Origin of the sequence: Clostridium sp. D33t1_170424_F3, assembly GCF_015667585.1 — a bacterium.
Taxonomy (GTDB): domain Bacteria; phylum Bacillota; class Clostridia; order Oscillospirales; family Acutalibacteraceae; genus Anaeromassilibacillus.
On sequence record NZ_JADPEG010000011.1, the window covers coordinates 1 to 12418 of the forward strand.

General features: G+C 53.1%; 10 protein-coding genes. 6 read left to right on the forward strand and 4 right to left on the reverse strand.

Going from position 1 to position 12418, the window contains the following annotated elements; genetic code table 11:
• The coding region (locus I4V53_RS08585; protein ID WP_195985283.1) for a hypothetical protein at positions 1 to 837 on the forward strand (837 nt) is incomplete at its 5' end.
• A 69-nt stretch (positions 838 to 906) separates the two neighbouring features.
• On the opposite strand, the gene I4V53_RS08590 is transcribed toward I4V53_RS08585, so the two are convergent.
• Entirely contained in the window at positions 907 to 1101 is a 195-nt protein-coding gene (locus tag I4V53_RS08590) for a hypothetical protein (RefSeq protein ID WP_195985284.1), read from the reverse strand.
• A gap of 389 nt (positions 1102 to 1490) precedes the next feature.
• Between I4V53_RS08590 and I4V53_RS08595 the strand changes: the two genes are divergently transcribed.
• Positions 1491 to 2117: a GNAT family N-acetyltransferase gene (locus I4V53_RS08595; RefSeq protein ID WP_195985285.1), complete on the forward strand. Its 627-nt coding sequence runs from the start codon at positions 1491 to 1493 to the stop codon at positions 2115 to 2117.
• Positions 2118 to 2235: 118 nt separating this feature from the next.
• On the opposite strand, the gene proC is transcribed toward I4V53_RS08595, so the two are convergent.
• Positions 2236 to 3042 (reverse strand): pyrroline-5-carboxylate reductase, encoded by an 807-nt coding sequence (gene proC / locus I4V53_RS08600; RefSeq protein ID WP_195985286.1) that lies wholly within the window; start codon positions 3040 to 3042, stop codon positions 2236 to 2238.
• A 571-nt stretch (positions 3043 to 3613) separates the two neighbouring features.
• On the opposite strand from proC, the gene I4V53_RS08605 reads away from it, so the two are divergent.
• Positions 3614 to 6490 carry an SH3 domain-containing protein gene (locus I4V53_RS08605; RefSeq protein ID WP_195985287.1) on the forward strand — a complete coding sequence of 959 codons (2877 nt, stop codon included), beginning with the start codon at positions 3614 to 3616 and terminating at the stop codon, positions 6488 to 6490.
• Positions 6491 to 6634: 144 nt separating this feature from the next.
• On the opposite strand, the gene I4V53_RS08610 is transcribed toward I4V53_RS08605, so the two are convergent.
• Both I4V53_RS08610 and I4V53_RS08615 read right to left on the reverse strand, forming a co-directional pair.
• The gene (locus I4V53_RS08610) at positions 6635 to 8167 is read right to left on the reverse strand and encodes a YifB family Mg chelatase-like AAA ATPase (RefSeq protein WP_195985288.1); all 1533 of its coding nucleotides are present in this window, start codon (positions 8165 to 8167) and stop codon (positions 6635 to 6637) included.
• Between the two features lie 101 nt (positions 8168 to 8268).
• Positions 8269 to 8739 carry an NADH-quinone oxidoreductase subunit NuoE family protein gene (locus I4V53_RS08615; RefSeq protein WP_195985289.1) on the reverse strand — a complete coding sequence of 157 codons (471 nt, stop codon included), beginning with the start codon at positions 8737 to 8739 and terminating at the stop codon, positions 8269 to 8271.
• Between the two features lie 623 nt (positions 8740 to 9362).
• Between I4V53_RS08615 and I4V53_RS08620 the strand changes: the two genes are divergently transcribed.
• From I4V53_RS08620 to I4V53_RS08630, 3 genes are all read left to right on the forward strand, one after another.
• Positions 9363 to 9785, forward strand: coding sequence for a MarR family transcriptional regulator (locus I4V53_RS08620; protein ID WP_050698762.1), 423 nt, complete (start codon positions 9363 to 9365; stop codon positions 9783 to 9785).
• An 82-nt stretch (positions 9786 to 9867) separates the two neighbouring features.
• Positions 9868 to 10710 (forward strand): DegV family protein, encoded by an 843-nt coding sequence (locus I4V53_RS08625; RefSeq protein ID WP_195985290.1) that lies wholly within the window; start codon positions 9868 to 9870, stop codon positions 10708 to 10710.
• Positions 10711 to 11018: 308 nt separating this feature from the next.
• Complete coding sequence (locus I4V53_RS08630) at positions 11019 to 12374, forward strand: sodium-dependent transporter (RefSeq protein WP_195985291.1); 1356 nt, start codon at positions 11019 to 11021, stop codon at positions 12372 to 12374.
• Positions 12375 to 12418 lie beyond the last annotated feature (44 nt).

The following is a 12418-nucleotide window of genomic DNA, read 5'->3' on the forward strand; positions in this document are numbered from 1 at the left end:
CTGCAGGGCGATATTACGAAGGCGCGGGATGCGCTGTACAACGCGATTATGGCCCTGGTGGATAAGGTAGACCGCACGGAGCTGGATGCGTTCATCGCGGAAGGCACAAGAATCGAAGGTATCCTGGAGTCCGATTACCTGCCGGTTGGCCAGGAAGAGTTCAAGGCGGCGCTGCAGGCGGCAAGAGAGCTGCCGGCGGACGCGGACCAGGCGGCAGTCAACGCGGCGGCAATGCGTCTGGTGAAAGCCATTTCGGGTCTGCGCCTGATCCCGACCAGAGAAGCGCTGAAGGAGCAGATCAACGCGGCGGAGAGCATCGACCGCAGCCTGTACACAGCATCCAGCCTGATGCTTCTGGACCAGAAGCTTACGGCGGCGAAGAATGCGTACGAGCATGCGGAAACGCAGGAAGAGATCACAAAGGCGTTTGACGAGCTGGTGGACGCACAGGAGAAGCTGACGAAGAAGCAGGAGAGCGGCAAGACGGGCTCCGGCAGCAACACCAGAGTGGTGGACAACAGCTACGGTTCCGCGGGTACGGCGGTTGCCGGCGCGCAGAACACGGCGGCGTATGTACGCTCGGATACGACGGTGAACTTTGCTCTGAAGAGAGGGCAGGCGTACTGCTTCAAGATGACGGTAGTCAACGGCAGCGGTTTGGCGCCTAACTTCACAGTTGGCGACGGCAGCGTGCTGAAGACGCAGTTTGTGGCGCAGATCGGCAATGACTACTACTTCAGAGTGTGGGCAATTGGCGCGCCGGGCACAAGCGCGGGCGTGTATACCTCTCTGAACGGCAGGGAAGCCGTCAGGCACTGCACCGTTGCGATCGCCTGATGATATTGTAAAAAGGAGCCTTCCATCCGTGCGGATGGAAGGCTCCTTTTCCGTTTTTACGTGGGTTTCTTACAGGCTTTGTACAAAATCCTTTACGTCTCCCAATTCCTCCAGCAGCGGCGCACCGATCACCTTGGAAAGCGCCTGGTTCAGCTCGGAATACTGGTTGCCAGTGATAACGATCTGATCGTTCTGGTGTTCGCGCAGCAAATTCATGCGGCGATCCAATTCTGCAATAATCTGCTTTTTCATATCCTTTGCCATGGTAACACATCCTTCTATGCTGTTTGAAATTCCATTGGAACGCAAAATATATTGCGTGCGTTCCGCAGATGTGTTTAGTGTTTACATGGGAAAAACGATTATACCGTTTTTATCATATTTGTGATTGCGAGAGATAAACGGAGAAAACAGGAGATAATAAAAGAGTATGTCGCGCCTGATTGTGGGAAAACAAAAATGGATTCCCTCGCGGCGCTTTATGCGGGAAGCCGCGGCTTGCCTCAAATACGTTTTCCCGCGTATAATAGAAGCATCCAAAACACAGCAGATCCCGGCCGGACACAATAGGGGTGGGATTATGCCATAGCAATGCTTGCCTGAATCAACGGTTTGAAGTTCTTTTTGAAAACGGATAAAAGGTGAGTGAAATCGTGAATACCAAGAGCCTGTACAGGCTTACTAAAAATGACTCGGAAAAACTTTCTCTTCTGCTGACGGAATGCTTTCAACAGGATCCGCTGTACTGTGAGCTGATTCCGCAGAAAGACAAACGAAACAAATTATTGCCGGAAATTTTCAGCTGTGACTTGGATGAAATGTTTGAAAATTGCGAGGTGTACGCGGACAGCGAAGATGTCAATGGCATCATTGTAGTTTCAGATGAGACGGAACCCTACAATCCGCTGCGCTATGCGGTTTCCCAGTGCTTTTACACGTTGAAAACGCTGCTGTGCCTTGTCAGGGAAGACTGGTCCCTGCAGACCCTGAGCAATTTCATCAAAGGCAGGGAATACCTGAATGAAGAATGGGTGGAGGATCTCCATCAGGAAGAACGGATTCACATCGTCTATTTTGCCGTGCGTCCGTCGATGCGGGGCAGAGGCGTTGCAAGCAGGCTGATGAAAGCGGTGCTGCATTACGCCGATGACCACGGCCTGATGACCTCGCTGGAAACGCACAATGTAAAAAACGTGCGCATGTATGAACACTATGGGTTCCGTCTGTTCAGCACCATGCAAAAGCATTTTGCGTTAAAACAGTTCTGTATGGTTCGTTAAAAAGATAGTTGTATCGCAATGCACGTTTTGCAGGATAAAAGCGCTTCTCCCTTCGCTTGCAACGGAGGAAGAAGCGCTTTTTTGTGTCTTCAGCCAATGGAGGACAGCTCTGATTTTATTATTTGCTCATCGCGTTGGATTTTTTGGTGCATACGTCTACGGCCCGGATCACCGCCGCGCGCATGCCGTCCCGCTCCAGACTGGCAACCGATTCAATGGTGGTTCCGCCGGGAGAGCAGACCATATCTTTCAGTTCCCCAGGATGCTTGCTGGTTTCCAGCACCATACGGGCGGAACCGAGCACCGCCTGCGCCGCAAATGTATACGCCTGCTGGCGCGGCATACCGTGCAGCACGGCGCCGTCGGCCAACGCCTCAATGAACATATATACATAGGCGGGGGAGGAGCCGCTTACGCCCGCGACCACGTCCATCATTGATTCGCCGACAAATTCCGCTTTGCCGAAGCTCTCGAAAATTTCACGGATTTCTTCCTTTTCCGCTTCTCCGACCAGACTGTTGCAGCACAGTGCCGCCATGCCTTCCCCGACAAGTGCGGGGGTGTTCGGCATTGCCCGGACGATTTTGATCTCGCGGCCAAACCGCGCTTCGTTCGCGGCGATGGTTTGTCCCGCGGCGATCATTACAATGACGGCGCCCGGCTTTACCATTTCTTTAATCTCTTCAATCACGTCGGCGTACAGGTACGGCTTGACGGAAAGCACGAGGATGTCGCTCATTTTGGCGGGGATGCAGTTGTCCTGTGTGATGTGAATACCATATGTATTGTGTACGATCTCAAGGTTCTTTGCGGAAGGATCCGAAACGTAAACCTGCTCCGGGCGGACCAGCCCGGACCGGATGATCCCGCCGATCATGGCCTGGCCCATATTGCCGCAGCCGATAAACCCGATTTTTTTATCCATAAAGCTCAACTCCTTTTCTTTTTATTTTATCCTGTTATCGTATGAAAGACAAGACATCCCGGGCGCGGGACGGCAATATTTTGCCGGGACTGGCATGCGCGGCGCTTTTTTGCATAAAAATGAAGGGATTGGATGGCGGAACTTTTGCGGCTTTTTCAAAAAATGTTTCCAAATCTTTCAAAGCTGCGTCAGCAAACCGTCACATTCCGCCGGTATACTAAGATCATCGAAAACAAAGGAGATGATAGAAGAAACCGTGAGAAAATCACCAAGAATGATAAATTTTTAAATATGTACTGCTGTTGAAGTCTATCGAGTGGATGGAATACCAGCTCGATAGACGGGACAGACCAAACGGACTCATGCAATGCATGGGCTTTTTTTATGCCGTTTTTCAATTTGAAGAAGCAGAAATAAATGCAAAGATTATGTCAACATAATTGCCGCATTACCTTGCGGAATCTCTGTTTTTAGGGTATAATCGAACCATATTTTAAAAAAATTGGCTGCTTTTGGGGCGCTTTTTTACATCCGGCAGGTTGGCTGGAGATTGAAATTGGAGTGAATCATTTTGAAAGATCAGCATCGGCGAATCTGGTCCGCGGCGGTTGCCCTGCTTTGCTCTGCCTCTCTGGCGGTGACGATGCTGCCGGGGACGGCGTACGCGGCGCGTACGGCGAAGACCACGGACTATCTGAATCTGCGCACCGGCGCGGGCGCGGCATATCCGGTGATTATAACAATGCCTGCGGGAACGGAACTCACCATCCTGGATGATTCCCGGGAGGAGTGGGTGCAGGTGAAGACCTCTTCCGGCCAGGTGGGCTACTGCAGTAAAACGTATCTGGCGGATCGCGGCCTCACCACCAATACCCATGCGGCTGCCGGCAACACAGCGGTTACAACCGGGAACCTGAATGTGCGCACGGGCATCGGCACCAGCTATGAGATCGTAACCACATTGGCACAGGGAGCGACCGTAACCATTCTGGACAACTCCCATGCCACTTGGGCAAAGATCCGCACGGCCTCCGGACAGGAAGGCTATTGTTTAAAAGAGTATTTACAATTCAGTGATGGCGGCACGGCGAATTCCGGCGCGGCGCAGACGGGGAACACGGCGGTAACCAAGGATTACCTGAATGTGCGCAAGGGGCCGGGCACTACTTACGACCGCCTGATGACGCTGGCGGCCGGCGTGACCGTGACCGTGACGGATCATTCCAATGCGGAGTGGGTGAAAATCCGCACCAGCTCCGGCGTAGAGGGCTATTGCAGCCGGGAATATCTGGAGATTTCTGGCGGTGCGTCGTCCGGCGGAACATCTTCGGAAGGGACCTCTTCCGGAACCACAGCCCCGCCGTCTGGAACCGGTTCCGAAATCACGGCAACCGTAACGGAGAACCTGAATCTGCGTAAAGGGGCGGGCCCCAGCTACGCCATTATGCGAACCCTGCCGAAGGGTACGGTTCTTACGGTCATAGATAATTCACATGCCACGTGGGCCAAAGTCCGCCTGGCGGACGGCACCGTCGGCTGCTGCGTCAAAGAATTTCTGAATATCCAGACGCCCGCCGCGCCGCCTGCACAAACAACGCCTCCGGCAGCCAGTACACCGGGAGACGGCAAGACCTATATCGGTATTGTGAAAGAAAGCCTGGCGCTGCGCAAGGGTGCGGGCACCAGTTATGATGTAATCCGCGTGTTAATGCCGGAAGAACAGCTCACCATTACGGACAATACGCATGCCACCTGGGCCAAGGTCAAAACCGCCGATGGAACAGAGGGCTGCTGTATGAAGGAATTTCTGGAGATCCGGGAGGAAGGTGCAAACGAGATGCCTCCCAGCGGCGGCAGTGCGCAGACCATCACGGGCGCGACAGTCACGGCGGATGCTTTGCGGATGCGAAGCGGCCCCGGCACCACTTATGAGATTGTTACCACACTGATGAAGGGCACTTCTTTGACGGTCCTGGATACCTCCAACGCGGAATGGACAAAGGTGCAGACCGGCAGCCAGAGTGGATATGTCAGTACAGAGTACATACAGTTTCAATATAATGGCAATACCAATGTTCCGGCCAACGGGCTGACGATTTCCCGTGCGACGGGGACCGTCTCCGCAGGAAGAACGCTCTACATCAAAGCGACGCCGAATCCCAGCACGGCAACCGTGACCTGGAGCAGCGGCAATACAGCCGTTGCCACAGTCAGCAACGGATATATTTACGCGGTTTCCCCGGGCACGGCGGTGATCACCGCTTCTTCCGGTTCTCAGTCCAAGACCTGCACCGTCACGGTGACGGCGGCGGAAGCGGTCAAAACAGCATATGCCACCCCCAACCTGGCGGGCGTCGGATCCGCCGTGACATTCGTCGCGGTAACGGATACCAGCCGCGACGCCGTGCGGTTTACCGTACAGGGACCAAACGGCGCGGCGCAGACGGTTTACGCCAGCAGCAGCACCTCGGAGTCGGTGGAGCAGACCTACACCAAGGTCTGGAAGGCGACAATGAGCCTTTCCGATCCGGGAACCTATAAGATCACAGCAAATGCTGCGCAGGGAGGCGTATACAGCGCCACCGGATTTAGCACCAGCGCCTATGTGGTTTCCTCGCAGGATTTCACGGTGACAACGAATGAAGAGCGGCGTGTCAGCGATCAAATGTTGAACCTGATTGCCAACTGGGAGGGCTATGCTTCCACTGTTTATGCGGACAAGCTCAGTTCCACCAGTGTGCCGACCGTCGGTTACGGTTTTACCTTTAAAGAGGGAGATACCTTCTATAACAACCTGACCAAAACGGAAGCATGGTCCCTGCTGGTCAATACGGTGAACAATGCCTCTTACACGACGGAAGTAAACAAGTTCATCAAAAACAATAACCTGCGGATGAATCAAAACCAGTTTGACAGCCTGGTCAGCTTTGGCTATAATGTGGGCGCCGCTTACTGGAACAACAGCAGTTCGGAGATCGACCTGCGCCGCATCATTTTGAATGCGGTGGTTCCCCCGGACTTTGGTTCTGGCATCTCCGGTACGGTCAGCAAGGCGACGGCAGTGCGCAGCGAGCCGAACAATTCCGCCGTCCAAACATGCGAGGTTGCAAAGGGCACGGTGCTGACGGCGCTCTCCGCAAATTTTGCCAATCCAAAGGACGGCTGGTATATGGTAAATCTGACGGATGGGACAACCGGCTGGATTAATTCTGCTTATGTGACGTTAAACAGCCCAAGTTTGGTGCACGATCTGAACTATACCAACGCCTACGCGTTTGGCACGGATATGCTGCGTTGGAACCAGGCGGGCGGCAAGAGTTACGCAGGCCTGCTGTACCGGCGTTTAGGTGAGGCGAACGTCTACAATTATAACGATTACAGTGCGTCCCGCGTCAATTCACATGGATATACGTATCCGTCGGCGCTTGCGTATCTGGATGTACAGTAAAATATGTTTTAACAAAAACTTCAGGCTTATTCCCCCGACTTTTCATGGGGAATAAGCCTGTTTTTTGAATAGCTGCTTTCTAGGAAATTCAATTTACCGTGTATCCCTTTTCCTGTTAAACGGCGATAGTACGCTGCACCGGTTTTACAATTCGCGCATCCAGTATTTTCGGTCCAGGCTGCGGTACTGGACGGCTTCCGCCGCGTGGATGACGTCGATCACCTCGCTGTGGTCCAGGTCTGCGATGGTACGCGCCACTTTGAGCACACGGTCGTAGGCGCGGGCGGAAAGCCCCATGGTGTCAAACGCCTTTTTCAGGAGCCGCCGGGCGGCGTCGCTCAACGGGCAGAAGGTGTGCAGGAGATCCGGGGTGATTCGGGCGTTGCAGGCGATGCCGGTTCCCTGAAAGCGCTCGTTTTGAATTTGGCGCGCCGCGTTGACGCGCGCCTGAATGGCAGAGGAGGGTTCTGCTCTTTCGTTGGAATCCAACGCGTCAAACTCCACGGCGGGGACCTCAATATGTAAATCCAGCCGGTCCAGCAAAGGCCCGCTGATCCGCGAAAGATAGCGTGAAACAGCGCCTGAATTGCAGATGCATGGTTTGGAGGGATGGCCGAAGTATCCGCAGGGGCAGGGATTCATCGCGGCGATCAGCATCACGCTGCATGGGTAGGATACGGAGCCTGTGGCACGTGAAATGGAAACCCGGCCGTCTTCTATGGGCTGCCGCAGAACTTCCATTGCACTCCGGGAGAACTCCGGCAGCTCGTCCAGAAACAGAACGCCGTTATGCGCCAAAGAAAGTTCGCCTGGACGGGGGATGCGCCCGCCGCCGGAGAGTCCGGCGGGAGAAACCGTGTGGTGCGGCGAGCGGAACGGGCGCGCCTGTACCATGGAAGAGCCGCCGGGCAGGACGCCGGCGATGGAGTGGATTTTAGTCGTTTCAATGTACTCGTCAAAGGTCATATCCGGCAGGATGGAGGGGAGGCGTTTGGCGAGCATACTTTTACCGGAGCCGGGAGGGCCGATTAAAATGGCGTTATGCATGCCGGCCGCGGCAATTTCCAGCGCGCGCTTGGCGTCCTCCTGTCCGCGAACGTCTGCAAAGTCCGGACGGGCAAAGGCGCTTTCGGTCAAAGTTTGCTGTGGGCGTGCGGGAATCAGCTGTATTTGTCCTGTTAGATGAGAAAGCAGGGAAGAAAGATCGCGGACGGGATAAACCTCCAACCCCTGAACCACTGCGCCCTCTGCGGCGTTCTTTTCCGGAACGTAGAATCGGCGGAATCCGGCTTCCTGCGCTTGAATTGCCATCGGAAGGATGCCCTTTACAGGACGCACCTCGCCCGAGAGAGACAGCTCGCCGATGAATGCGCTGTCTTCCACGTTGGCATCCAGCTGGCCGGAGGCGCGCAGCAGGGCGATCATCAGCGGCAGGTCGTAGAGCGTCCCTTCCTTCCGCTTATCCGCGGGGGCCAGATTGACGGTAATGCGGCTGACGGGAAACCGGAACCCCATGTTTTTCAGAGCGGCGCGGACCCGGTCGCGTGCCTCCCGCACGGCGGCGTCCGGCAGACCGACAATCTCAAACGCGGGCAGGCCGGAGGAAAGGTCCGCTTCCGCTTCCACCACAAAGGCGTCCATCCCGTACAAACCCATACTGTATACTTTTGCAACCATATCTTGAACTACCAACTTTCTCCATTTCTTGCGTTTTGATTATACTACAGGCGCGCTGCAGTCACACAAAAAAGCAGAGAAAATTCACCTGGACGGAGCGATCAGGAATACTTTTTTAAAATGCCTGGAATATCCGCAGGACGAATCCCCGGATATAATTCGCCGTCAATGATGGCATTGGGCGCGGTGCCGCACTTTTTCAGGCAGTTTTGCGTACGCAGAAGGAATCGCCCGTCCACCGTTGTCTCGCCGGAGTGGATGTGAAGCGCATCTTCAAAAGCCTGTAAGACACGCGCACCGTTTTTGGCGGCACAGCGCGGACCGGTGCATACGACGATTTCATGCCGGGCGGCGGATTCCTTCAACCCCGGGATCCGCCGGACCAGCGCGGCGGTCAGAGAAAGCGGCGTCCCGGCAAGCGCTGCAATTTCCTCCTGCTTTTCCTTTGAAATAGCTCCATAGATTTCCTGTGTTTCCCGCAGAAAGGCGATCAGAGTCTGCTGGTCGCCGGGGGTGAGCGCCGATTGGTAATATTGCGCGGCTTTTTGAAAAGCCAGTTCTTGTTCGTCCATAAAAAGTGCCTCCTGTTTAGTGAAAATTTTTATTTCAGCGGCAAAAGATGGAATAACGTTACATCACCAATTTTACCCTTCCGGACAGCGGCTATGCGGAAGCGACGGATGATGTGCCGTTCCGGTATCGTTTTGACGGGTGGCATGTGTAAAAAGCCCAAAGCGAAAACCCATGCGCGCGATCGTTTTTCAATTCCCTGGAAACAGATCTGCCTTTGATTTATCATAAGCAGAAGATTGTAAAAGATCAAGGCCTGCGCGGTTTATTTTGGGGCGAAAGGTATCGTGCAGCTACTGGTTATGAAATAGCTTACATAGATACAATGAGATATACGCAAGAAAAGGACCGCGTCCTCGGCAAAAGTTAAGAGTATGGCCTTTTATCAGCAAATTGATCAGAAAAATAATTTCTGTTACAGTTTGACAAAAAAGGAGCATGTCCAACAGCTGCATCATGTAAAATGAAAACGATCCAATGTCCATATTGCGGGGAAACGAGCCAATCGACGGCTTTTGGCGGGCATAAAAAGGCGTGAACGCGGAAGGCGGGGTGTTGACAAAATAATGATCTGTGGTAAAATAATACTTAAAATTTTTTAATTATTGGATATAGGGGCGTAGCCATGCTGGAAGCCGTTTTTAATGAGATCTACATGAAGTTCAAGCTGAATTTTTATAAGAGTGTTTTCCGGCGGGTTGGAGAGCGCAAGCTGTCGCTGAGCGCGACGGAGGTTTTCTCCGTTGAGGTGATTTATGCACTGGGGCGTCCCACTATCCGGGAATTTGCCGATTTTATCCACATCTCGCAGCCGAACGCCACTTATAAGGTCAATTCCCTGGTCAAGAAAGGGTACGTCAACAAAGTGAATTCCACATCGGACAAGCGCGAGTATCATTTGGAAGTGACGGCAAAATTTCGGGATTATTATCAGGTCAACGATACCTATATTAAAGAGGTGATGGGCCGTATCCGCGAACGATTTACCGAAGAAGAGGCCAGACAGTTTGAGCGGATGCTGACCATTATGTCAAAAGAGCTGATGTAGAAAACCAAAACAGTGAATTTCCAGCAGGAAACGGTCTGTTTTGTTTCATAGATTGAATTTTAATAAAAAGGGTGGTACAACCATGGCAATCAGAATTCTTACAGATTCCACGTCGGACATCACGCAGGAGCAGGCGCAGAAAATGGGCTTGACCATCGTTCCTCTGAAGGTTGTCTTTGAGGACGGCGAGTATCTGGACGGCGTAACCCTGCAGACAGAAGGGTTTTATCAAAAGCTGACGGAGTGCAAAGAGCTGCCTTCCACCAGTCAGCCGTCGCCGGATGCGTTTAAAAAATATTTTAAAGAAGCGCAGGCGGCGGGCGACAGCGTTGTGGGAATTTTTATTTCCAGCAAGCTAAGCGGAACGGTGCAGAGCGCCAATATTGCCAAAGAAGCCTGCGGTTATCCGGAAGTCTATATTATCGATAGCCTGAATGCGACGATCGGTATGCATCTTCTGATCGACATCGCCGTTTCCATGCGCGATGCGGGCAAGTCCGCGCAGGAGATTGTGGAAGCGGTGGAAGCGGCAAAAAACAGGGTTTGCCTGCACATCGCGGCGGACACGCTGGAGTACCTGAAAAAAGGCGGCCGTCTGACCAAAACGGCGGCGTTCGCCGGAACCCTGATGGGGATTAAGCCGCTGATCGGTCTGGAGGACGGCGTGGTGGCCGTGCAGGGCAAGCCGCGCGGCATGCAGAAGGCGTTTGAGGATTTGCTCGGTCTGGTGGAGAAAAACGGCGGCGTCGACCAGCAGCATCCGGTTTACATCGGTTATGCCGGCAGCGCAGAAACCATGGCGCCGTTCCAGAAATTCATTGAGGAAAAGCTGACCGGCGTGCGCATTTATACCAGCCCCGTTGGATGTGTCATTGGCACACATACCGGCCCCGGTGCGCATTTCATTGCCTATATTAAAAAGTAAGAGGGTCCTTTTTTAAGACTAATATAAAAAATCGGCTTTGCAGTGATGCAGAGCCGATTTTTTGTTATACGGCAAAGGGGAAAGGTATTGCATTCTGACCGGAATGTTTTGTATTGTTCTTTCAATATTTGAAGAAGGGGCCTGAAAAGGGAATCATATTTGGATAGAACGATACAAAAATCGCCTGAGAAACGAAAAAAATACAAGAAAAGGACAGCTTTTGGTTGAAAAATTGTGCAACCTATGGCATAATAAAAACCTGCGCATGCTGTTGTCTTTGAACAGCAAAAAATATAGGAGGGGATTCAGTGGGAAAGGAAAGAAGCAGCTTTTCCAGTAAAATTGGTTTTGTATTGGCGGCGGCCGGATCGGCGGTCGGGTTGGGAAACATTTGGAGGTTTCCCTATCTGGCGGCAAAATACGGCGGCGGAATTTTTCTTCTGGTCTATATCATCCTTGCGGTGACGTTTGGTTTTTCTCTGATGATCGCGGAAATTGCGATCGGCCGTAAAACGGGACTGAGCGCTGTTGGCGCGTACGGCGCGCTGAATAAAAAGTGCGGCTTTATGGGGTGGCTGACGTCGCTGGTGCCGATGATCATCCTGCCGTACTACTGTGTCATCGGCGGATGGGTCATCAAATATTTTGCGGCGTTTATCTCCGGGCAGGTGCAGGCCGCCGCGGGAAACGACTATTTTAACGGATTCATTTCACAGACGGGACAACCCCTGTTCTGGTTCTGCCTGTATGTGGCGGCGACGGCCTTTGTCGTGCTGCTGGGTGTGGAAAAGGGGATTGAAAAGGTCAGCAAAATCCTGATGCCGGTTCTGATCGTGCTGTCCATCATCGTCTGTATTTACTCCATGACGATGCCCGGCGCGCTGGAAGGCGTCAAATACTATCTGCTGCCGGACTTCAGCAAGTTTTCCATCACAACGGTTCTGGCGGCGTTGGGACAGCTTTTCTATTCCATGTCCCTCGCCATGGGCATCATGATTACCTATGGCTCGTACATGAAGAAGGACGCCAATCTGGAAAGCTCAGTCGGCCAGATCGAGCTGTTTGACACGGGCATTGCCTTTATCGCGGGTATGATGATTATCCCCGCGGTCTTTGCCTTCTCCGGCGGCGACGAATCCGCCCTGGGCGCGGGCCCCGGCCTGATGTTTGTCACCCTGCCGAAGGTATTTGCCAGCATGCCGATGGGCGGCTTTATCGGGACGGTGTTTTTCCTGTTGGTACTGTTTGCGGCGCTGACCTCCTCCATTTCCCTGATGGAGACGGTCGTCTCCATTTTCCAGGACAAATTCCACTGGAACCGCAGGGCGACCTGCCTGATTGTGATGATTGGAATGCTGGTGATCGGTGTCCCGTCCTCGCTCGGCTTCGGCGTGTGGGACTTCATCCAGCCGCTCGGCATGTCCATCCTGGATTTCTTCGACTTTATCAGCAACAGCGTGCTGATGCCGATTGTGGCGTTCCTGACCTGCATCTTTGTCGGTTATATCATCAAAACAAAGGCAGTGGTGGACGAGGTCAAGCTTTCCTCCAAGTTCCGGCGTGAAAAGCTCTTTGTCGTGATGATTAAATATGTAGCGCCGATCTGCATTGTCGCCATTCTGGTCAGCTCGGTTCTGAATGCGCTTGGCATTGTAAAAATTTAAACAGGCAAGCAAAAATCCCAGTCCGGAAAAACCGGGCTGGGATT

Coding starts and splice junctions, on each gene's coding strand:
- I4V53_RS08610 (WP_195985288.1), bottom strand. CDS start 8,167: ATGGTTGCAAAAGTATACAGTATGGGTTTGTACGGGATGGACGCCTTT.
- I4V53_RS08620 (WP_050698762.1), top strand. CDS start 9,363: ATGCTGGAAGCCGTTTTTAATGAGATCTACATGAAGTTCAAGCTGAAT.
- proC (WP_195985286.1), bottom strand. CDS start 3,042: ATGGATAAAAAAATCGGGTTTATCGGCTGCGGCAATATGGGCCAGGCC.
- I4V53_RS08615 (WP_195985289.1), bottom strand. CDS start 8,739: ATGGACGAACAAGAACTGGCTTTTCAAAAAGCCGCGCAATATTACCAA.
- I4V53_RS08590 (WP_195985284.1), bottom strand. CDS start 1,101: ATGGCAAAGGATATGAAAAAGCAGATTATTGCAGAATTGGATCGCCGC.
- I4V53_RS08625 (WP_195985290.1), top strand. CDS start 9,868: ATGGCAATCAGAATTCTTACAGATTCCACGTCGGACATCACGCAGGAG.